Origin of the sequence: Agathobaculum desmolans ATCC 43058 (genome assembly GCF_000701665.1) — a bacterium.
Classification (GTDB): Bacteria; Bacillota; Clostridia; order Oscillospirales; family Butyricicoccaceae; genus Agathobaculum; species Agathobaculum desmolans.
In genome coordinates this window covers 1-20,100 of record NZ_JNJN01000006.1, presented here as the reverse complement: position 1 = coordinate 20,100, position 20,100 = coordinate 1, and the positions used below count along the sequence as shown (strand labels likewise).

Annotated in this window: 21 protein-coding genes and 1 riboswitch; of the genes, 16 read left to right on the top strand and 5 right to left on the bottom strand. The window is 54.2% G+C overall.

Annotated features, from left to right (window positions below; translation table 11 throughout):
* The first annotated feature begins 57 nt into the window (after positions 1-57).
* Complete coding sequence (locus T363_RS0102920; protein WP_031473083.1) at positions 58-495, top strand: MerR family transcriptional regulator; 438 nt, start codon at positions 58-60, stop codon at positions 493-495.
* Positions 496-536: 41 nt separating this feature from the next.
* Here T363_RS0102920 and T363_RS0102915 read toward each other — a convergent pair whose 3' ends face one another.
* Together T363_RS0102915 and T363_RS0102910 are read right to left on the bottom strand one after the other, a co-directional pair.
* Entirely contained in the window at positions 537-1,205 is a 669-nt protein-coding gene (locus T363_RS0102915) for a TIGR01906 family membrane protein (RefSeq protein WP_031473081.1), read from the bottom strand.
* On the bottom strand, positions 1,202-1,831 hold the full coding sequence (locus T363_RS0102910; RefSeq protein ID WP_031473079.1) for a lysoplasmalogenase family protein: 630 nt from the start codon (positions 1,829-1,831) through the stop codon (positions 1,202-1,204). Before T363_RS0102910 ends, T363_RS0102915 begins: the two co-directional genes overlap by 4 nt.
* A gap of 142 nt (positions 1,832-1,973) precedes the next feature.
* Here T363_RS0102910 and T363_RS0102905 point away from each other — a divergent pair, with 142 nt between their 5' ends.
* The 3 genes from T363_RS0102905 to thrS all read left to right on the top strand — a co-directional run bounded on the left by T363_RS0102905 (position 1,974) and on the right by thrS (position 6,516).
* On the top strand, positions 1,974-2,510 hold the full coding sequence (locus tag T363_RS0102905; RefSeq protein ID WP_031473077.1) for a YcxB family protein: 537 nt from the start codon (positions 1,974-1,976) through the stop codon (positions 2,508-2,510).
* Between the two features lie 173 nt (positions 2,511-2,683).
* Positions 2,684-4,402, top strand: a complete 1,719-nt coding sequence (locus tag T363_RS0102895; protein ID WP_031473075.1) for a serpin family protein — start codon at positions 2,684-2,686, stop codon at positions 4,400-4,402.
* 359 nt (positions 4,403-4,761) lie between these two features.
* Positions 4,762-6,516: a threonine--tRNA ligase gene (gene thrS, locus T363_RS0102890; RefSeq protein WP_031473073.1), complete on the top strand. Its 1,755-nt coding sequence runs from the start codon at positions 4,762-4,764 to the stop codon at positions 6,514-6,516.
* Positions 6,517-6,537: 21 nt separating this feature from the next.
* Here thrS and T363_RS0102885 read toward each other — a convergent pair whose 3' ends face one another.
* Positions 6,538-6,831: a carboxypeptidase-like regulatory domain-containing protein gene (locus tag T363_RS0102885; protein ID WP_031473071.1), complete on the bottom strand. Its 294-nt coding sequence runs from the start codon at positions 6,829-6,831 to the stop codon at positions 6,538-6,540.
* Positions 6,832-6,951: 120 nt separating this feature from the next.
* On the opposite strand from T363_RS0102885, the gene proS reads away from it, so the two are divergent.
* The 11 genes from proS to T363_RS0102820 all read left to right on the top strand — a co-directional run bounded on the left by proS (position 6,952) and on the right by T363_RS0102820 (position 16,320).
* Positions 6,952-8,391: a proline--tRNA ligase gene (gene proS, locus T363_RS0102875; RefSeq protein ID WP_031473069.1), complete on the top strand. Its 1,440-nt coding sequence runs from the start codon at positions 6,952-6,954 to the stop codon at positions 8,389-8,391.
* A 45-nt stretch (positions 8,392-8,436) separates the two neighbouring features.
* Positions 8,437-9,303, top strand: coding sequence for a mechanosensitive ion channel family protein (locus T363_RS0102870; protein ID WP_051643046.1), 867 nt, complete (start codon positions 8,437-8,439; stop codon positions 9,301-9,303).
* A gap of 112 nt (positions 9,304-9,415) precedes the next feature.
* Entirely contained in the window at positions 9,416-9,856 is a 441-nt protein-coding gene (locus tag T363_RS0102860) for an HD domain-containing protein (protein WP_031473065.1), read from the top strand.
* A gap of 116 nt (positions 9,857-9,972) precedes the next feature.
* Positions 9,973-10,079: riboswitch (TPP riboswitch) on the top strand.
* A 96-nt stretch (positions 10,080-10,175) separates the two neighbouring features.
* Complete coding sequence (gene thiD, locus T363_RS0102855; RefSeq protein ID WP_031473063.1) at positions 10,176-10,961, top strand: bifunctional hydroxymethylpyrimidine kinase/phosphomethylpyrimidine kinase; 786 nt, start codon at positions 10,176-10,178, stop codon at positions 10,959-10,961.
* Positions 10,962-10,975: 14 nt separating this feature from the next.
* Positions 10,976-11,485 (top strand): energy coupling factor transporter S component ThiW, encoded by a 510-nt coding sequence (gene thiW / locus T363_RS0102850; RefSeq protein WP_031473061.1) that lies wholly within the window; start codon positions 10,976-10,978, stop codon positions 11,483-11,485.
* Positions 11,482-12,312 carry a hydroxyethylthiazole kinase gene (thiM, locus tag T363_RS0102845; protein WP_034971507.1) on the top strand — a complete coding sequence of 277 codons (831 nt, stop codon included), beginning with the start codon at positions 11,482-11,484 and terminating at the stop codon, positions 12,310-12,312. The genes thiW and thiM overlap by 4 nt, the downstream gene beginning before the upstream one ends.
* A 70-nt stretch (positions 12,313-12,382) precedes the next feature.
* Entirely contained in the window at positions 12,383-13,054 is a 672-nt protein-coding gene (gene tenA / locus T363_RS0102840; protein ID WP_031473057.1) for a thiaminase II, read from the top strand.
* A 3-nt stretch (positions 13,055-13,057) separates the two neighbouring features.
* Positions 13,058-13,813, top strand: a complete 756-nt coding sequence (locus tag T363_RS0102835) for an ABC transporter ATP-binding protein (RefSeq protein ID WP_031473055.1) — start codon at positions 13,058-13,060, stop codon at positions 13,811-13,813.
* Positions 13,810-14,562: an ABC transporter permease gene (locus T363_RS0102830; RefSeq protein WP_031473053.1), complete on the top strand. Its 753-nt coding sequence runs from the start codon at positions 13,810-13,812 to the stop codon at positions 14,560-14,562. Before T363_RS0102835 ends, T363_RS0102830 begins: the two co-directional genes overlap by 4 nt.
* A 36-nt stretch (positions 14,563-14,598) precedes the next feature.
* Entirely contained in the window at positions 14,599-15,621 is a 1,023-nt protein-coding gene (locus T363_RS0102825; RefSeq protein WP_031473051.1) for an ABC transporter substrate-binding protein, read from the top strand.
* A gap of 189 nt (positions 15,622-15,810) precedes the next feature.
* On the top strand, positions 15,811-16,320 hold the full coding sequence (locus tag T363_RS0102820) for a ferritin (protein ID WP_031473049.1): 510 nt from the start codon (positions 15,811-15,813) through the stop codon (positions 16,318-16,320).
* A gap of 114 nt (positions 16,321-16,434) precedes the next feature.
* Here the strand turns inward: T363_RS0102820 and T363_RS14955 are convergent, their stop codons facing one another.
* On the bottom strand, positions 16,435-17,928 hold the full coding sequence (locus tag T363_RS14955; protein ID WP_051643044.1) for a D-alanyl-D-alanine carboxypeptidase family protein: 1,494 nt from the start codon (positions 17,926-17,928) through the stop codon (positions 16,435-16,437).
* Positions 17,929-18,163: 235 nt separating this feature from the next.
* On the opposite strand from T363_RS14955, the gene T363_RS0102810 reads away from it, so the two are divergent.
* The gene (locus T363_RS0102810; RefSeq protein WP_031473045.1) at positions 18,164-19,333 is read left to right on the top strand and encodes an AI-2E family transporter; all 1,170 of its coding nucleotides are present in this window, start codon (positions 18,164-18,166) and stop codon (positions 19,331-19,333) included.
* Between the two features lie 506 nt (positions 19,334-19,839).
* Here T363_RS0102810 and T363_RS0102805 read toward each other — a convergent pair.
* A partial coding sequence (locus T363_RS0102805; RefSeq protein WP_031473043.1) for an IS3 family transposase occupies positions 19,840-20,100 on the bottom strand: 261 nt, incomplete at its 5' end.

Genomic DNA, 20,100 nt, shown 5'->3' with positions numbered 1-20,100 from the left:
AAGTTAACTTTAAGTCAAGGGGAAAACGGAATTTTTTTCAGAAAAGGATGAGGCGGTGTGTATACGATCGGTCAGGTGGCGGAAAAAGTCGGTCTTCCGGTTTCAACGCTGCGGTATTATGATAAGGAAGGGCTGTTTCCGAACTTGCAGCGCAGCGGAGGGATCCGCCGCTTTGGCGAGCAGGAGCTGGAGGCGCTGCGTGTGATCGAATGTCTGAAAAAATCCGGTTTGGAGATTCGGGAGATCAAACAGTTCATGGTGTGGTGCAGCCAGGGCAGCGCTACGTATGCAGATCGGCTGGAGCTGTTTATCCGGCAAAAAGCGCAGGTAGAGGCCGAACTGGAACGGATGAACCGTGTATGGGATATGCTGCGCTTCAAATGCTGGTATTACGGGCAGGCGATCCGGGACGGCAACGAGGATCGCCTGCGTAAAATAATTCCGGACGCATTGCCGGAAGAGATCAGGGATGCGTATTGGAATGCACACCGATAATAAAAAACGCAAAGCGGCCGATGGTTCGCTTTGCGTTTTAGTTATGAGGTGGAAGCTGCAGGGCGGCGGTGCAAATATTCGGCCACAGCAGCGGTCAGAACTGCGCCGCCAAGGGACAGAATGATGACAAGCGCACCGGTGCGTATCCAGAAAGCCTCAGGCAGAATCAAAATGATCTCATCAGTTTGGGGGTCGAACAGCCAGTTGGTTTCTCCGGGGAAGAACGCCTGATGGAAGGTGCGGAACAGGCTGTCAAAGTCGATGGCAGCCCAAGCGGCTGCTGCAAGCAGCAGGATGCACATACCGGCTGCCGTCCAAAAAGCGGGACTGCGGCCCAGCAGACGGGGAAACCGGATATGCCGTTTGCGGTGCAGCCATCCAAACAGGAGCAGCAGAAGGGCAGAGACCCCGAGCAGCATAAAGTTGAGGCGGAACAGGCGCTGGCAGTCGGCAAAGTGCGCTCGGCCGCTGGCTGACCATTGCAGCGTGCCGGTATCAAAGGGGGTACCCCATACCAGAAAATCCATCACATCGTGATATGCTTCCCGGATCGTTGCGGCATCCCATCCGGTTTGGGATACCAGACCGAGCGCATCGATTTGTGCTTCGTAGTACGGACGGAACAGGATCGGCACGGCAATAGATGCGGAGAGAAAGAATACTGCCAGCGTTACAGCAAGAAGAACGGACAGCCATTTTGCTGTTTTCATAAGTTTTTTCCTTTCGGTTCAGCAGAGAGTACAATACATACCTGTGAGGGAAGATAAAACAGCCACATCCCGATGCCGGTAAAGCCGGTCAGCAGCCCCAGCTGAACGGCGCCGACACACAGATCGCAGCACATTAGCAGAAGCAATCCCACGGCAAACAGACGTGCGGCACCACTGTGTGCCGCTGCGCGCAGGGCTTCCCGGACATTGGCGGCCAGGTTGGCAAAGTAAAACAGCGAGAGGGCAGCCAGTTTGGGCAGCGGCAGTGCAAACAAAAGCAGTGGGAGCAGCCGGAGCGGCAGTGCGGGGCGGAACTGCTTTCCCTGTATGTGGCAGAGCCGCAGCGCATAAGCCGCCTGTACGACGCAAAACAACAGCACCCCGACCGGGTAGCTGTGCCCCGGCAGAAGCAAAAACCAATCCGCGCAGACCGCTCCGGCAAGCGCGGCTGCTGTTAAGCGTCCGTCCGCTGTTTGCAGGCAGAGCAGGGAAGAGAAAAAGCACAGTAGGATCGCAGCAAATTTGACCGGCGTGCTGTCCGCAGCGCCTGTCAGATCCAACAGGAGGAAGGTGGCATAAAGCGCGGCGGAAACACAGAGAAACAGGGTGCGGAAACGATGTGCCACGGATCAAGCCTCCTTTTTACCTTATACTATCGTGCAGCGTTTCGTCTGTCAAGCGGGATATGCTGCCGCCGGAGAGAATACGCTTGCTTTTGCAGTCGCTTTCCGCTACAATAGGAGCATATCGTCTGGAGGGGGACTTGCCATGGAATTACATTACGACATTACCAAACAGGATTATATTGATTTTAATTTGAATTACTATACCAACAACGCCGTGGTGCAGCGCAGCATCCTGATCACGCGGATCGCCACTGCGGCAATCGTGATACTGGGCGGTACCGCGCTGATGTATTGGGTAAAGGGACTGAACATATGGTCGGCTGCGGTATATCTGGCGTTGGCAGCCGTGTGCTTTTTCGGAACGCCGTGGTACATGAAACGTAAGGTGGTAAAAAACACGGAACGGATTTTGCGCAATGCAAACAATAAGCAGCTTTGCGGGCCGAAAACGCTCATATTGCGCGAAGAAGAGTTTGAGCTGAAGGGCGAAAACGAAGATATGGTTTATCAGTACGAGGGCGTGCAGCGCACGGCTACGGACGCAGGCCATTATTATATTTTCTTTGATGAATTTTCTGCGATCATTGTACCCTTTTCCGCATTTGCAGATGCGCAGCAGAAGCAGGATTTTTATAACCGCATCACGGCACATATCGAGGATGAGGCGCTCAAGTGCTGAGAGAATACACCCTGCAAAGCGTGAGACTGGCAGACAGCCTTCCCATAGCGTTTTTTTGTGACAAAAGCAAGTTCCCTGTGTTGATGAAAACACAGGGGATTTTTGCATTTTCGGGAACTTTGCGGCGCGGCCTTCGTCTAATCAAGTAAATCACAGTATGGGAGGGATACCGAATGAAGAAAAAGTGGTTGGCGTGGATGTTGGCGGCAGGCATGATGCTGCCGGTGCACGCAGGGGCGGCACAGGCGCCCTGCGGCTATCCTGCGGCAGAGGATTTTCCGAAAACCATGACGCGCGGCGCATTTTTGGAACATCTGGCGCTTTGTGCAGAGGAAGATCTGACGCAGGATACATGGATCCCGATGGAGGAGTATTTTGCAGACGGAGAAACTGCGTCGGCGGCAGTAAAGTGGACATTTGCCAAGTGGATCCTCAATGGCAGCGGCGCGGGGGATAAGGCCACGCTGCGGCTGGACGACCCCATCACCCGGCAGGAAGCGGCGGCTTTTCTGGGACGGTATCTGGATTACCGCTACACCGAGCTGCCCGACGGCTGCGGAACGGGCGCACCCCAAATGGACAACGTTGCCGCATGGGCGCGGGACGGCGTGATGAAATGCTGGCTGTATCGCGTGATCGATACGGGCTATGCGCCGGATTTCCGGCCGGAGGGGCTGGTATCCGGTGCAGAGGCTGCGCAGTGGATCGCAGCGGCAAACGCTGTGCAGGCCAGTGCGATCACTGCGCCGGAACAACCGGCATTTGCCGACGATCTGGTGCGCAAACTGGAAACAAAGGACAACTGGGCGGTTTCCCCGTATTCGATCCGGATGTGTCTGGCGATGCTGGCGAACGGCGCAAAGGGCGAAACGCAGCGCGAGCTGCTGGAAGCGCTGGATATTGCCGACCTGGCGGCGTTTAACGCCCAAACGCGCGACTTGCTGCGTACCTACGATAGCTATGCGCGCATCATGTCGCTGGAAACGGCAAATTCCCTGTGGCTCAACCAGAGCTGGTTTGACGGACGAGGCGAATTCCTGCCGGGGTTTGCGCACAAAATGGAGGAGAATTACCGCGCTACGGCGGAGGAGGTCACCAACCGGGATGCGGTTGAGCGGGTCAACGCATGGGTAAACGAAAAGACGCACGGCAAGATCCCGTCTGTTTTGACCGAGGATGACCGCAAATTTGTAACGGCGCTGGTCAATGCCGTGTATTTCAAGGCGGCATGGGAAAATGAGTTCCCCGCCCAGCGGACGGAAAAGGCGGAGTTCACCAATGCGGACGGTACAAAGTCCAAGGTTGATATGATGCACCAGACCGATTCTTTCGGCTATTATGCGACGCCCGGCGCGCAGGCGCTGAAAATGGATTACCGCAAGTATGCAGTGGACAATGCGGAGGGCGACAACTGGGAATTTTTCCGCGATGCGGATTTCAGCATGTACATCATCAAGGCAGACAAGGGGCTGGACGTGCAGCATTTTCTGGACAGCGCGGACTTTTCCAAGGGCAGCGGGGAGATTCGGGTGGCCGTGCCCAAGTTTAAGGTGGAGTACGGCGCGGCGCTGGATGACGCGCTGCGGGCGCTCGGCGTTCAAACGGCATATGATGCGGAGCAGGCAGACCTGACCGCGATGCTGGACCCCACGGGGCTGCCGGACAAACAGCATTTTCTGGACACGGTGCTGCACAAGACCTACATCGCTGTGGACGAAAAAGGGACGGAAGCGGCCGCTGTGACCGCCGCGATGGACGTCGGCGGTTCGGCGATGCCCGAGCGCCCCGCGCTGGTGCGCGAATTTACTGCGGACGAACCGTTCTACTTTGCCATTCGGGATAACGCGGCAGGGGAGCTTCTGTTTGTCGGCCGGTATGAGAAGGCTGCGTAAGAATAACGGCGGGACGCTTGACAAAGCGGTGTTTTGGGTATAAAATAGGAACATTCATAACAAAAAAGCGATGACGGAAACCCTGTCAGTACCCGGAAAGCGTTTTGGAGAGAGTGAACGCCGCGGCTGAAAGCGTTCGCAGACGCGGGGAGGGCAGAACCGATTCCCGAGCCGCACGGCGGAACCATGCAGTATGCCGTGCCGTCTTGTCCACGTTACGGGCTTCCGAGCGGCTTTCCGCACCTGAAAGGGGCGGAGGGCAAGCAGGGTGGAACCGTGGGATCTATACTCTCACCCCTGACACATCGTTAGGGGTGAGAGTTTTTCTTTTGCCCCGTAAAGTTTAAGGAGGAACTACCATGTCCGAAGAAAACAAGTATACGTTTGAAAATCCGGAATATCGCGATACCTACCGCCACACGGTATCCCATATTCTGGCGCAGGCGGTCAAGCGCCTGTACCCCGAGGTAAAGCTCGCCATCGGCCCTGCCATTGAGAATGGGTTTTACTATGATTTTGACGCGCCGTTCTCTTTCACGCAGGAGCATCTGGACGCGCTCGAAGCTGAGATGAAGAAGATCTGCAAGGAAAAACTGGGGCTTGAGCGGTTTGAGCTGCCGCGTGCAGAAGCGATCAAGTTCATGGAGGAGCGCGATGAGCCGTACAAGGTGGAGCTCATCAACGACCTGCCCGAGGATGCAACGATTTCGTTCTACAAGCAGGGCGATTTTACCGACCTGTGCGCCGGACCGCATCTGGATTCGACCGGCCGCGTAAAAGGCAACGGCATCAAGCTGCAGAATGTGACGGGCGCGTACTGGCGCGGCGATTCTAAGAACAAAATGCTGCAGCGCATTTACGGCACGGCCTTCCCGAAGAAGGATGAGCTGGACGCGTATCTGCAAATGCTGGAGGAGGCCAAGAAGCGCGATCACCGCCGCCTTGGCAAGGAGCTGGGTCTGTTTATGCTGACCGAGGAAGGCCCGGGCTTCCCGTTCTTCCTGCCGAACGGCATGGTGCTGAAGAACACCCTCGTTGATTACTGGCGCGAGGTACACAAGCGCTATGGCTATGTGGAGGTATCCACCCCGGCGATTTTGAGCCGCAAGCTGTGGGAGCGCTCGGGTCACTGGGATCATTATAAGAACAATATGTATACCACGGTCATCGACGAAGAGGATTTTGCCATCAAGCCGATGAACTGCCCGGGCGGTATGCTGGTTTACAAATCGCAGCCGCACTCCTACCGTGAGCTGCCGCTGCGGGTAGGCGAGCTGGGTCTGGTACACCGGCATGAGCTGTCCGGTGCGCTGCACGGCCTGTTCCGTGTGCGCTGCTTTACGCAGGATGACGCGCATATTTTTATGACGCCCGAGCAGATGAAGGACGAGATCAAGAATGTGGTCAAGCTGTTTGACGAGGTCTATTCGGTATTCGGCCTGACCTATGAGATCGAGCTTTCCACCATGCCGGAGGATCATATCGGCACGGTGGAGCAGTGGGAGCATAATCAGGATATCCTGAAGGAAGCAATCACTGAGCTGGGCAAGAGCTATGTCATCAACGAGGGCGACGGCGCATTCTATGGACCCAAGCTGGACTTCCATCTGGCGGATTCGCTCGGCCGTACTTGGCAGTGCGGCACTATTCAGCTGGATTCCCAGCTGCCCGAGCGGTTTGAGCTGGAGTATATCGGCGCGGACGGTGAGAAGCATCGTCCGGTCATGATCCACCGCGTGGTGCTTGGCTCGATTGAACGCTTTATCGGCGTTATCACCGAGCATTTTGCCGGCGCGTTTCCGACTTGGTTGGCGCCCGAGCAGGTGCGCGTGATGCCGATGACCGACCGCAACGTGCCGTGTTCACAGGAAGTGATGGATCAGCTGACGGCGGCGGGCTTCCGCGTTTCCATGGACGACCGCAACGAAAAAATCGGCTACAAGATCCGTGAAGCACAGGTGCATAAGGTGCCGTATATGATTGTCATTGGCGACAAGGATGAGGAAAAGGGTATCATCTCCGTACGCGAACGCAAGACCGGCGAAACCACGCAGATGGAGCTTTCTGAGTTTATCGAAAAGCTGACCTATGAGGTGGAGAAAAAGCTCAAGTAAGCGTTTTCTTTCTGTGTGCCGCTATGGCAGGGGACGGATCTCGTCAGAGGCTTTGAACACGGTGACGTGATACAGCTGCCCTGCCTCGAGCGGGCCAAAAGCAAACCGGCCGAGTTCATCCGTATAGACGGCGCCGACCGGCTTCGTGGGCGCATCGGCAAGGTAAAAGGTGACAAGCGCCGCCTCGACAGGACGCTCGGCGGCATCCAGTACGGTGCCTGTCAGCGCGGGACGCTGATCCGGCGCAAGAATGGATGCCGCATCGACCAGCTCGCGTGCAGCCGGTTTGACATAGAAAGCATGAGAAAAATTCATGAAGCAACCCTCGCATATCGTTTGTTGGCAGCCCCATTCCGGCGGAATGCGGCGCAGGGCTGCCGGAAATGAAGCAGATACCTTATTTTATGAAACAGACAAGGAAAAGGTGAAATACGCATGGCAGATAAGAAAAAACTGGTGAGTGAGATCACATCCATGGATGTGGATTTTGCCCAGTGGTATACCGATATCGTCAAAAAGGCAGAGATGATCGACTATTCCTCGGTCAAGGGCTGTGTGATCATGCGTCCTTACGCGCAGGCGATTTGGGAAAATATTCAGCACACGCTGGACGGCATGTTCAAGGCAACCGGACACGAGAATGTCGCGATGCCGATCTTCATTCCGGAAAGCCTGCTGCAAAAGGAAAAGGATCATGTGGAGGGCTTTGCGCCTGAGGTTGCGTGGGTAACGCACGGCGGTTCGGAAAAGCTGGAGGAACGCCTGTGCGTGCGCCCGACCTCGGAAACGCTGTTCTGCGAGCATTACGCAAAAACCGTCCGCTCGTGGCGCGACCTGCCCAAGCTGTATAACCAGTGGTGCTCGGTCGTCCGCTGGGAAAAGACCACCCGTCCTTTCCTGCGCAGCCGTGAGTTCTGGTGGCAGGAGGGTCACACCGTACACGCGACCGCGGAAGAGGCGATGGAGGAAACGCTGCGCATGCTGAATGTGTATGCTACCTTCTGCGAGGAGTATCTGGCGATCCCTGTGCTCAAGGGTGAAAAAACCGAGAAGGAACGCTTTGCGGGCGCGGAAAAGACGTATACCATCGAGGCGATGATGCACGACGGCAAGGCGCTGCAGTCCGGCACGAGCCATTATTTCGGCAACGGCTTTGCCAAGGCGTTCGATATGCAGTATACGGATAAGAACAACACGCTGCAATATATGGAGCAGACCTCGTGGGGTGTCTCCACCCGTCTGATCGGCGCGATCATCATGACCCACGGCGATAATGAGGGTCTGGTGCTGCCGCCGCGCATCGCGCCGACCCAGTTGGTGGTCATTCCGGTGGCGGCGCATAAGGCCGGCGTTACCGAAAAGGCGCAGGAGCTGCTGGAAACCGTCAAGGCAGCCGGTATCCGTGCCAAGATCGATGTTTCGGACAATTCGCCCGGCTGGAAGTTTGCCGAGTATGAGATGAAGGGCGTGCCGCTCCGTCTGGAGGTCGGCCCGCGCGATATCGAAAACGGTCAGTGCGTGCTTGTCCGCCGTGATACCCGCGAAAAGACGGTCTGCAAGTTCGAGGATCTGGCGGCAACCATTCCGGCGCTGCTGGAGGATATTCAGAAGGCGTTGTTTGAAAAGGCGCTCCGCAACCGCGAGGAGCACACCTATACCGCCAAATCGCTGGATGAGATGAAGGAGATCCTTAAGGATCACATCGGTTTTATCAAGTCCATGTGGTGCGGCGACCGCGCCTGCGAGGAGAAGATCAAGGAAGAGACCGGTATGCCGTCCCGCTGTATGCCGTTTGAGCAGGAGCATATTGCGGATGTTTGCCCGGTATGCGGCAAGCCTGCGAACAAAATGGTCGTTTGGGGCATTGCGTACTGATTGTAAGCGCACGGTAGTGCAGCTGCGTGCCGGGGAGGTAGTGTAATGACAGCGTGGATGGAGAATTTTGTACAAAACCGGCTGCCTGAGTTGGCGCTCGGTGCGCTGTTTGTGGCTGCGTCCGTGGCGGTGACGCTGATCGCCTCCCGGCTGGTTAACCGGCTGATGTGCCGGCTGATCGAACGGCAGAAAAAAGTAAACAGCGGCAGTGCAACGATTTTGGCATTTTTTCGCTATGTTGCGGTGGCTGCGGTGTATTTTGCAGGCTTTGCCGTGATCGTTTCCAATATTCCGGCTTTGAGTGCGGGTGTAAATAAGGTGCTCGCAGCCGGCGGTATTCTGGCAGTGATCGGTGGTTTGGCTGCGCAGGAGGCACTGGGCAGCGTGGTCAGCGGTTTGGTGATTCTTGCCTTTAAGCCGTTTGTCATCGGTGATGTGGTGCGCTGTGTGGATACGAATATCTCCGGTGTGATTGAAGAGATCACGCTGCGGCATACCGCGATCCGCACCTATGAAAATAAGCGTGTGATCGTACCGAACAGCGTGATGAACAGTGCCATCGTGGAAAATGCAGACTATGCGGATAGTCGTGTCTGCGTTTTTCTGGAGGTTGGCGTGACCTACGAATCCAACGTACAGCTTGCCAAGCAGCTGCTGGCGGAGACTGTGGCGGCGCAGCCGGATTATCTGGATGTGCGCACACCCGATCAGAAGGCGGAGGGTGTGCCGGAAGTACAGGTTGTTGTGCTGGCGCTGGCCGACAGCGCGGTCACACTGCGTGCATCGCTGTGGGCCAGAGATAACGCAACAGCATTCAGCTTGAAATGCGCGGTGCAGGAGGAAATCTTGCAGGTGTATGAACGGGCCGGTGTAGAAATTGCGTATCCGCATGTGACAGTTCTTCAAAAATAAGTGCAAAACGCAGCGCTGCGGTGTAAGAATGCCGCAGATGCTGCGTTTTTTGCGGTTGACAGTGAGAAATATGCAGCCGGTATGAAAAAATAAAACGGGAAAGGAGAGCAGAATGGTCTATACGGCATTGACAAGAAAAGCAATGTGTATTGCATACCATGCCCATAGCGGGCAGTTGGATCGGGCGGGCGTGCCTTATATTTTCCATCCGATTCATTTGGCGGAACAGATGGAGGATGAGGTTTCTGCATGTGTTGCGTTGTTGCATGATGTGGCGGAGGATACTGGTGTAATGCTCGAAGTGCTTTCACGGGCGTTCCCGGAGGCGGTGCTTAGGCCGCTCAGACTGCTGACACATGATCCCAATACGCCGTATCTGACGTATATTCGGATACTCCGGTGCGATCCGGTTGCACGGCGGGTAAAACTGGCGGATATAGAGCATAATGCGGATCAAACCCGTCTGGACGGCTGTGCAGAACAGGATGTGGAAAAAATGAACTCACTACAGGTGCGGTATGCTGCGGCGCGGCAGCTTTTATTGGAAGAATAGGTGTGAAACACAGGAATTTCCGGGGGAATGTCCGCGTATCCGAAGCCAAAACAGAAAAATGATTTTACAGGAGTGCGGGAAAACAATCTTGACAAATTTCCCGTTCAATGATACGCTTATACACGCAAGGGAGCTTCTGTTAGGAGGCTGAGAGGAGAATGCAAATTCTCGACCTTACCTGATTTGGATAATGCCAACGTAGGGATGCAGACAAAGTGCATGAACGGGTCAATGCCCGTGCAGAAAACGATGCACAGAAGGGAACATCCTCACGGATGTTCCCTTTTCCTTTTGGCAAAACTTGGGAGGAATGATAAGATTGAAAAAAGTTTTAACCATTGCGGGATCGGACTGCTCCGGCGGCGCCGGTATTCAGGCCGATCTGAAAACCATGGCAGCGCACGGCGTGTTCGGCATGAGTGTGATCGTTTCGGTTGTGGCAGAAAATACAGCGCGTGTGATCGACATTCAGGATATCAGCCCGGAAATGATCGAAAAGCAGATCGATGCAGTATTTGAAGATATTGTGCCGGATGCGGTCAAAATCGGAATGTTGTCCTCGCCGGCCTGCATGCGTGCCGTATCCGGCAAGCTGGCACAGTATTGTCCGCCGCATGTGGTGATCGATCCGGTGATGTTTGCCAAAAACGGCGATGCGCTGATGGATCCGGCTTCGGTGGGAGCATTGATCGAAACCGTGCTGCCGCATGCCGAGCTGCTGACACCCAATATTCCGGAAGCGCAGTATTTGGCCGGTATGGAAATCTTCACACCGGAGGATATGGAGCAGGCTGCCCGCCGCATCTGGGAGAAGGGCTGTAAAAACGTGTTGGTTAAGGGCGGACAGAACATGGCAGGTGCGGTGGATGTTCTGTTTGACGGCAGCGATGTCCGCCGGTTTGAAATTAAGCAGCTTGCAACAAAAAACACGCACGGAACCGGCTGCACATTATCTTCGGCGATTGCATCCAATCTGGCATTGGGTTACACAGTGCCGGATGCGGTTGAGCGCGCCAAAGCGTATGTTACGGAAGCAATCGTGCATGCACCCGGCCTTGGCCATGGCTGCGGGCCGCTGAACCATTTTTGCCGTACCTATTTTTGAGGAGGTATCATGTGATGAAAAGTAAATCGATTCGTAAATTGACCTTGGCTGGCCTGCTGGTAGCGGTTGCCGTGGTCGGCAGTTTGTTCTCCATTCCGATGTTCGGCGCCAAGTGTTCGCCGGTGCAACACATGGTCAATGTGCTGGCAGCAGTCATGCTGGGGCCGGGCTATGCGTTTGGAATGGGATTTGCCGCGGCACTGATCCGTAATCTGCTGGGGCTGGGCAGCCTGTTGGCATTTCCCGGTTCGATGATCGGCGCGCTGCTGTGCGGGGTGCTGTATAAGCTGTGGCCGCGTCTGTCTGTTGCCTATGTGGGCGAAGTGTTCGGAACAGGAATTTTGGGCGGCATGGCCTCCTATCCGATTGCAGCCGTTTTGATGAACAATGCCACAGCGGCTCTGTTTACCTTTGTGCCATCCTTCCTGGTTTCGACAGCGGTGGGGGCTGCAATTTCGGTATTGGTGCTGGCTGCCCTGAAGCGGACGCATGTGTTTCGTGAGCTGGAAGGAGCGCTGCGGTGACCGAACGCGTTTGCCGGATATGGGAACAGATACGGCGCAGCCGTCCGATGGTACATTCGATTACGAATAATGTGACGATGAACGACTGTGCAAACATCATTCTGGCGGCGGGCGGTACGGCCATTATGGCGCAGGATGAACGCGAGGCAGAAGAGATCACAGCACACAGTCAGGCATTGGCGCTCAATATGGGGGCGCTGCGTGCACAGGATGCGATGCTGGCGGCGGCACGGGCGGCGAAGCGGGATGCCCGCCCGGTCGTGCTCGATCCGGTAGCCGCCGGGGCGAGCCGGCTGCGCAGGGAAATGTGCAGCCGGCTGCTGGAGGAGGGTCTGGTATCTGTGATCCGCGGCAATGCATCCGAGATCCACGCGCTGGCAGCCGCCGAAGGAGCGCATGCAGCCGGTGTGGAGGCGGATGCGCTGGATTGCGTGACGGAAGAAACATTGGCTACCGCCGCTGCATGGGCTGCGGATTTCAGCAGAAGGACCCGTGCAGTCATCCTGCTTTCCGGTGCGATCGATCTGGCAACAGACGGGACACGCACTGTGGCGCTGCGAGGCGGGAGTGAATGGATGTGCCGGATCACCGGAGCGGGCTGTATGCTGACATCGCTTACGGCGGTATGCTGCGGTGCAGTGCCGGACCAAATATTTGACGCCGCAGTTACTGCGGCAGGCGTGATGAAATATTGCGGAGAACGGGCGTATGCGCGCGTGTGTGAAGAGATGGAGGGCACCGCTTCCTTTCGCACGCGCCTGATCGATGCCGTCAGCTTGCTGACAGCGTCTGATCTGGCATCCGGGCTGCGCATACAAGCGCTGTAAGCCAACACACAACAAGTGCTGCCGGCCGACGAGCCGACAGTCTAAAATACGATTCATTGGGGGTACCACCTTGAACAATCAATCCATTACCGAAAGACTGCTGGACGCTGCCCGCCCGATTTGGGAGGGCTATGTGGAGCACCCGTTTGTACGGGGCATTGCGGACGGCAGCCTTGCTGCTCAAAAATTCCGATTCTATTTATTGCAGGATTATGTTTATCTGTTTGACTATGCCAAGGTATTCGCACAGGGCGTCGTCAAGTCGCGCGATCCGGAAGTCATGCGTCTGTTTGCATCCTATGTGGCAAGCATCCTGAACGGAGAGATGGAGATCCACCGCGGCTATATGAAGCGGCTCGGCATTTCGGAATCGCAGGCGGAAGCAGTCTGCCCGGCGCTGAGCAATCAGTCCTATACGGCCTATATGCGGGCAGTGGCAGCGGAGGAAGGGCCTGCGGAGATCATGGCAGCTGTCCTGTCCTGTGCGCTCAGCTATGAATATATCGCACGCTGGATCGTAACGCACTATCCGCAGGCGGATCAGCATGACTTTTACGGCGAATGGGTGCAGGGCTATGCGGGCGCGGCCTATGCAGAAGAAAACCGGCATCTGACGGCGCTGATGGAGCGGCTTGCGGCAGACTGCACTGCATCTCAGCAGCAGCATCTGATCGATATCTTTGTGACCTGTTCCCGATACGAGGCTATGTTCTGGGACATGGCGTGGAATGAGGCGATGTGAGCGATGCTGCGCTTTCAAAATGTCGTTTTCCAGTATGACAGCGAAGAGTTCAATATCATCGACGGGCTTTCCTTTGCTATTGCACCGGGAGAATTTGTTTCGGTCATCGGTCCGTCCGGATGCGGAAAATCCACTATCTTTCGCTTGATCAATCAGCTTTTGCCGTGCAAGGCCGGGGAGATCACCGTCGGTGGTGAACGGATCGACGGGCGGCGCGGCTACTGCGGCTATATGCCCCAGCGGGATCTGTTGTTTCCATGGCGCACGGTGCATGAAAATCTGCGCTTGCCGATGGAGATTCGGGGCGGAATAAGCCGGGAGGAGATGGATCGCCGGGCAGCGGATACGCTGGAGCATGTCGGCTTGTCCGGTTGGGGAGAGAAGCGCCCGGATGAATTGTCCGGCGGGATGCGGCAGCGGGCTGCTTTTGCGCGCACATTGCTGACCGGATCTGAGCTGCTGCTGCTTGACGAACCGTTTTCTGCATTGGATTTTCTCACGCGGATCAGTATGCAGGAATGGCTGCTCCGCCAGTGGGAAAACGATCATAAAACCGTGCTGTTTATTACACATGATGTGGAAGAGGCTATTTTTCTTTCGAGCCGCGTGCTGGTGGTAGAGCAAACCCCGATCCGCCGTCTGGTTTCGTTTACAGTGCCTGCGCCATATCCCCGCACCCGTGCCTGCCTGACAGCGCCCGAGATGCTCTCGCTGCGGGAAAACCTGATCGATATGCTGCGGCGGGAGGTGACGGTATGAAACGGAAAAATGCAAACCTTCCGGCGATGCTTTTTCTGTTCGCCCTGCTGATCCTATGGCAGATCGGTGCAATGGGAATGAACGCCGCCTATATCCTGCCGTCACCGACGCAGATTCTGGTGCGGATGTGGGAATTGCGTGAGCCGCTGCTGACGGCACATCTGCCTGCAACGATGCTGTGCACCGGCATCGGATTGGTGATTTCCGTAGTGCTCGGTTTGCTGCTGGCTATGCTGATGGATGCAAGCCCGTCCGCGGAGAAGATGCTGTACCCGCTGATCGTCGCTTCGCAAACCATCCCAACAACTGCATTGGCGCCGTTGTTTGTGCTGTGGTTTGGCTATACGATTTGGAGCAAGGTGCTGGTTACCGTTCTCATCACGTTTTTCCCGATTGCGATGACGGTGTTTGATGGGTTTCGGTCGGTCAAAACCGATATGGTAGACATGCTGCAAACCTTCGGGGCGGGACGGAAGGAAATATTCCTGAAGCTGAAGCTGCCGGCAGCACTGCCGTACTTTTTTTCAGCGATCAAAATGGCGATCCCGCTGTCGGTGATCGGCGCTGCGATCGGTGAATGGCTGGGCGCACAGGCAGGTCTGGGGTATTTCAGCCGCCGCATGATGACCCAACTGGACGGCGCCGGGGTGTTTGCCCCGATCGTTTTGCTGAGTGTTGTGGCTATGTTGGCAGTGGCTGCCGTATCATGGCTGGAAAAAAAGCTGATCACATGGCGTGGAAGCCTGTAATCGCTGCAATATCGATAGAAAAGGAATGAAATGTATATGAAAAAGAAGATTTTAGCCGCCTTGATGGCAGGGACGATGCTGCTTTCCGGTTGTGCCGGCAGTTCGGATCATACGCAGGAGCCGGCGGCAGGTGGTGAAGCGGATGCGCAGCTTCGCAAACTGACAGTTGTGTTGGACTGGTATCCGAATGCACTGCATGCTTTCTTATATCAGGCTGAGCAGGCGGGTTATTTTGCAGAGGAAGGCCTGACCGTTGATATCCAGCCGCCGGCGGGCGTCAACGATGCCATGAGCATGGTGGCGGCTGGTAAAGCGGATATCGGCCTGTATTACCAGCAGGATCTGATTCAGGCGCGGGCAGAGCAAAATGTACCGATCAAGTCGATTGCGGCGGTCGTACAGGCGCCGCTTAATATTATTTTGTCCCTGAAGGATAAAAACATCACCAAACCGGAAGATTTGGTGGGCAAAACGGTTGGTTATGCGGGCACGGAGCTGTCGGAGGCTTTGGTGCACAGCATTATGCAGAACAGCGGCGCCGATCCGGAATCGGTCAAGCTGGTTGATGTGGGCTTTGACTTAATGGCATCCATGACGACTGGCAATGTGGATGCAACGATCGGCTGTCTGGTCAACCATGAAGTGCCGCAGATGGAGAAAGAAGGCTTTGCCGTCAATTACTTTTTCCCGGATGATTTTGGCGTTCCGCAGTATTATGAGGGGGTATTTCTGGCAAATGACAGCCTGATTGCAGAGGAGCCGGAGGTGCTGGCCGGTTTCCTGCGCGCCTGCGGCAAGGGATTTGCAGATTTCCAAAGTCATACGGATGAGGTGTTGCAGGTACTGCTGGATCATCAGGATAAGGCAAATTTCGCCCTTGACCCGGATGTGGAAAAGCAGTCCTGCGAAACTTTGCTGCCGTTGATGGAAACGGTGGATGCCCCATTCCTCAGCCAGAGCGAAACTTGCTGGCAGGAGAATATCGACTGGATGTATGCGGAGGGGCTGATCACGACCAAACCGCAGGTGTCCGACGTGATGGCGACAATCGAATACTGATGATGCAGCGGCGCACATGCTGCCGCATGGAACAGATCAAACCGGACAAAGGGATACCTTTGTCCGGTTTTTCAGATGGTGTCTGATCTGATCCGAGGTACAGCTCTTGACAGCGTGCGCGGATATGATATACTGAAAACAAACCTACACAAAATTTGTGTAAATATTGCGTTGCAGGAGGTCTTGTTAATGGATCAAAAGGTATCTGTGCTGATCAATGATCAGATCAATAAGGAGTTTTACTCCGCCTATCTGTATTTGGATATGGCAAACTTTTATGCATCCAAGGGGTTGGAGGGATTTGCGAACTGGTATCAGATACAGGCAAAGGAAGAGCAGGATCATGCGATGCTGTTTTACCAGTATATGCATAATAACGGCGAAGCGGTAACGTTGGATGCGATCGCCAAGCCGGATCAGTCTTATGCCACACCGATGGACCCGCTGAAGGCGGCCTTAGCGCATGAAAAATATGTTACGGCATTGATCAATGCGATTTATGCGGCGGCACAGGAATGCCGGGATTTCCGTACCGTGCAGTTCCTCGACTGGTTTGTGAAGGAGCAGGGAGAAGAGGAAAAGAATTCGGCGGATATGATCACCAAGATGGAGCTGTTTGGCGGGGATGCTAAGGGATTGTATATGCTGAACAGTGAAATGGCGGCACGTACATATACAGCGCCGTCTCTCACACTTTGACCGACGCGGCTTGTGTGAAACGCGCTGGCGCTATGATGTGGCCACGCGCGGAGCAAAACACAACGGCAGATATAAAAACAAGAAAAGTCAGGCCGTGGCCTGACTTTTCCTGTTTTATCGCTGCAAATCGGCAGGGGCGGACACGATTGTGATATCAGCGGATAGAAGCAGCGGTTCAACACCGGTGCTGCCGTCAGCGCCGACAAAGAATGACAGCGTATGCGAGCCGGGCTGTGCATCTGCCGGGATCCGAAGTTGATACTGGCTGTCTGCCGCATCATTGATGACAGCAAAGGCCGGATTGGTATAGCCGTCAATCGGTTCGCCATCCCACATCCAGCCGGCGGGCAGGTGGATCGGACTGAGCCCATTGCGGCCTGCGATTGCGGCGGTCACGGTCAAAGCCTTACCCGGATAGACGGCAGCGCTTTGGATATTCAGGGAGCCGGTAAAGGTCAGCGGACGCTGCTCGATCGGTACGACCGCTTCGGCGGATTTTTCACTGCCGTCGGGCATGGTTAATGCAAAACGAACGGTCATCTCCGCTGCGTTCAGCTCGTGCAGGGTATAATGCATGGTGCTGATCTTACCGTTTGCCGCCTGAAAACTGTCATTTCCGTACTGGGCGATCGGCTCATCATTGATATACCATTGTGCCTTTGCGGTATAGGGAACGGATACGCCGCTCAGCTTAACCTGAAAGGACACCGGCTGATACGGGCGGATGCTGTCAGGCTGCGCAAGGAGCTGCACTTGCGTAGCGGCACGGGAAGCATCCCGCAGACGGATCTGCTCAAAACCATAATCCAGCAGCTGGCGGGAATCCGCAAAACGCTGTGTATCGCTGGTAGATTTCATCACTACTGCAATCACACGATGACCATTCCGCACAGCTGTGGTGGTGACGCAGTATCCGGACTCAGCGATCGTACCGGTTTTGAACCCGTCTAAGCCCTCATAGGGTGCCATGGTGTTGAGCATATGGTTGGTATTGTTGTAATATCGCCCATTAAAGGTAACGCCGCTCTTAGATGTGATCCGGAGAATATCCGGGTAGGTGTCGATAAACGCTTTGGTCAGCTTGGCCTGCGAACGGGCAGTGATGTAGTTGGGACGGGCGCCGTGACAATTAAAATAGGTGGCATTCAGCCCGAGCTCTTTGGCGGTTTGATTCATGCGTTCTACAAAGGCGCTTTCACTGCCGCTGATGTGCTCCGCCATTGCAATGCAGGATGCGCTGGCAGAGGGGATCATGATGAGATGCAGAAGGGTGTCCACCGTGTAGGTGCTGCCTTCCTGCAGTGGAACTGCCATGGGATAGCTGCTGTCCCGCGATTTTGCAGCGGCATTTTTGCTGATTTTAACCGCTGTTTCCGGTGTAAGGCGCCCGGCAGCCATCTCCTGATAGGTGATATAGGCGGTCAGTACTTTGGTCATACTGGCGGGTACCCGTGCCTGATCGGCTTGATCGGCGTAAAGCTCCTCGCCGGTATTGCCATCCATCACAAATGCGCTTTCCGCGCGAATTTGCAGCGCCGATGCTTGCGGCAGACAAATGCCAAAGCACAGTACGGCGGCGGAGAATAATGCAATAATTCTGTTTTTCATCTTTATGCCTTCTTTCTCTCCGATTGATCGGCGGCAGGGAGCCGCTGCAAATAGTATAGCAGATTTTCTCGAATAAGGAAATACGTTACATTACGCTGCAACAGGGGGAAGGGAAGATCACGTGGGCAGAGAAAAACGGAAAATTCTTAAAATATCGTGAATAATTGGCTGTTTCTATTGACTTTGCATGAAAAAAGTGTTTGAATGAGATATTATCTGCAAAGAGGGCGGTATATTGGATCTGAACAAGAAAAATATTAAAAAAATCATGGGATTGATCGCTTTTGCGATTCTGTTGTATGTGGGTCTGCAGAATACAAAAATTTTTGCCGGTGCGCTCCGTTATGTCATTGGTCTGATCACACCGTTTTTAATCGGCGGCTGCATTGCATTTGTGCTTAATGTGCCGATGCGCTTTTTTGAGAAAAATATATTTGCGCATAAGAAATGGAGCGCGACCTCTCGGGCGCGCAAGCTGAAGCGGATACTGAGCCTGATTCTGACGATTGTGGTTGTGTTCGGCGTTGTGGTAGTTGTGCTGTTCATGGTCGTTCCCGAGCTGTACAAATCGTTTGCAGCAATCGGGCGGGAATTGTCCTATATGAGTGTGCGCATCCCGCAGATGCTGGATCAGGCGGCTGATATGCTTCCCATATTCCGTGACGAGATCGCATCGCTGCGCGATAATTTTCTTAATGTCGATTGGCGGGAAGTCGGCATACTGATCAAGGACTTTTTGCAGAACAGCAATTTTCTCAGCAGTACGCTCAATATTGCTACTTCGGTGGCCAGCGGCGTGGCCAATACGATTATCGGACTGGTTTTTGCAATTTATATTTTGCTGCAGAAAGAAAATCTGGGCCGTCAGTTCCGCCGACTGTTCTATGCAGTATTTCCGGAGCGGCACGTGGATCGATTCATTGAGGTATGCTACCTGACTTCATCGTCTTTCAACAGCTTTTTATCCGGCCAGTGCTTGGAAGCCTTTATTTTGGGGCTGATGTTTTTTATCACCATGTCGCTGTTTCGCATGCCCTATGCGCTGGTGATTGCTGTGCTGATCGGTGTGACCGCATTGATTCCTATTTTTGGTGCATTTATCGGCTGTATCGTAGGTGCGTTCCTGATTTTGATCGCCAATCCAGTGCAGGCGCTGTGGTTCGTTTTGTTGTTCCTTGTTTTGCAGCAGATTGAGGGCAACATTATTTATCCCCGTGTTGTTGGCAGTTCGGTGGGGTTGCCGTCAATTTGGGTACTGGTTGCGGTTACATTGGGCGCCAGCTTTGCCGGCGTGCTCGGTATTCTGTTTGCGATCCCGATCGTATCTGTGGTATATACGCTGCTGCGCGAATACGTGCGGGAGCAGATTCGTGTACGTGGAATTGAGGAGGCAAAGATACGCTGAAAAGTGCGTTAGTATGCCGATAAAGAGTGTGATTGGCACTGCTTTTTGTTGGAAAACCGAAGGATTTTAACGTTTTTTCAATAATTTGTGCAAAATGAGTTGCTGCACGGGAATTTCTTTTTCGTTCATGTTTGGCGTAGCCCAAACATAGATTGTCAGAAAAACGAAGTTTTTCGACAGTCTCAAGGCTCCACAGGACTTTTGCAGTTCCGTGGAGCCTCATTCATTTTTGCAAATAACCATAGCGGAATGAAAAGGGGCAAGGTGTATTTCAACCTTACCCCTATCGGTCAGTATGTGCTGTTTGGTTTAATAAACTGGAAATTTGTCTACTTGTTTCACTGCACCTATATAGACACAAAACCAGACTGACTTGTTTCAATCTTTCTTAGATTATACAATTTTCTCGGGTTTGCTTCAATGTTTGGAAACGGGATTGATTGGGTAAAATGGACGGAGCCGCGTTCTGATATGTACCCAGGATTCTGGACACATTAAAAATTGAATTAGGTGCACATGGATGCCTCTCTGAATTTTGCGGGAGGCATCCATTTTGTTTTCGCTTGGATTCTTTCGTTGTTGTAGTAATTTATGTAGGTGTCAACGGCCTTAGCAAACGTTTCAAAAGAGGAATACTCTTTTTCATGCCCGTAGAACATCTCGTTTTTCATCCGTCCAAAGAAGGTCTCCATGATGCAATTGTCGTAACAGTTACCCTTCCTTGACATGGATTGAATGATTTTGTGATCTTTAAGTGCCTGCCTGAA